A 1,427-nucleotide genomic window follows, 5' to 3' on the forward strand; every position below is an offset into this window, starting at 1 on the left:
TGACCGTCAGCGTGCCGTTCAGCGTGTTGGCGAGCGTGGCGCCGGCGGGGATGCCGGTGATCCGGATGCTCAAGGCTTCCGACCCGTCGGTGTCGGTCAGGGCCGGGTTGATCGTCAGCGCGATGGCGGTGTCTTCATTGCCCTGCGCGGCGGTGACGCTCAGCGTCGGCGTGTCGGTCACCGGGTCGACGGTGACGCGCAGGGTCTCGCTCTTGGTCGCCTCGGCAGCGACGCCGTCCTTGGCAATGGCGGTCACCGTCAGGTCGAAATCGACGTCACTGTTCGACGGCGGGGTGATGGTCAGGCCGGTCAGCTGGGCCGGGGTCAGGGTCCAGGTTCCGTCGGCATTGTGCGTGCCGGCGCTGAGCGTCGCACCGGTAGGAACGCCGGCGATGACAATGCTCAGCGCTTCCGAGCCGTCCAGATCGGTCAGGGCCGGGCTGATCGTCAGGGCGATGGCGGTGTCTTCATTGCCTTGGGCCGCGGTGACGGTGAGCGTCGGCGTGTCCGACACCGGGTTGACGGTCACCGGCAGCGTCTGGGTCACCGAGACCGCATCGGCAGTGCCGTCCTTGGCCGTAGCCTTGATGGTCAGGGTGAAGTCGAGGTCGCTGTTCGACGGCGGCGTGACGGTCAGGCCGGCAAGCTGATCCTTGGTCAGCGTGATCGAGCCGCCGGTGACCGTCAGCGCGCCGTTCAGCGTGTTGGCGAGCGTTGCACCGGCGGGGATGCCGCTGATGGTGATGCTCAGCGTCTCCGAGCTGTCCAGATCGGTCAGCGCCGGGTTGATCGCCAGGGCGATGGCGGTGTCTTCGTTGCCGGTGGCGGCGGTGACGCTCAGCGTCGGGGTATCGGTCACCGGATCGACGGTGACGTGCAGGGTCTGGCTCTTGGTCGCTTCGGTGGCGACGCCGTCCTTGGCAATGGCGGTGACGGTCAGGTCGAAATCGACGTCGCTGTTCGACGGTGGGGTGATGGTCAGGCCGGCAAGCTGCGCCGGGGTCAGGGTCCAGGTCCCATCGGCATTGTGCGTGCCGGCGCTGAGCGTCGCGCCGGTGGGAACGCCGGCAATGACGATGCTCAGCGCTTCCGAGCCATCGGTATCGGTCAGCGCCGGGCTGATCGTCAGCGCGATGGCGGTGTCTTCGCTTCCACGAGCACTGGTGACGCTCAGCGTCGGCATGTCGGTCACCGGATCGACGGTGACATGCAGGGTCTCGCTCTTGGTCGCTTCGACGGCGACGCCGTCCTTGGCGATGGCGGTGACGGTCAGGTCGAAATCGACATCGCTGTTCGACGGCGGCGTGATCGTCAGCCCGGTCAGCTGGGCCGGAGTCAGAGTCCAGGTCCCGTCGGCATTGTGCGTGCCGGCGCTGAGGATCGCGCCGGTCGGAACGCCGCCGATGACGATGCTCAGCGCTTCCGAG

General features: G+C 67.7%; 1 protein-coding gene. It reads right to left on the reverse strand.

All coding sequences use genetic code 11. From position 1 onward, the window contains the following. Positions 1–1,427 (reverse strand): hypothetical protein (locus tag TSH20_RS33510; RefSeq protein ID WP_199232454.1); only part of this gene is annotated, 1,427 nt, incomplete at both ends.

It is taken from the genome of Azospirillum sp. TSH20 (assembly GCF_003115935.1).
GTDB lineage: Bacteria > Pseudomonadota > Alphaproteobacteria > Azospirillales > Azospirillaceae > Azospirillum.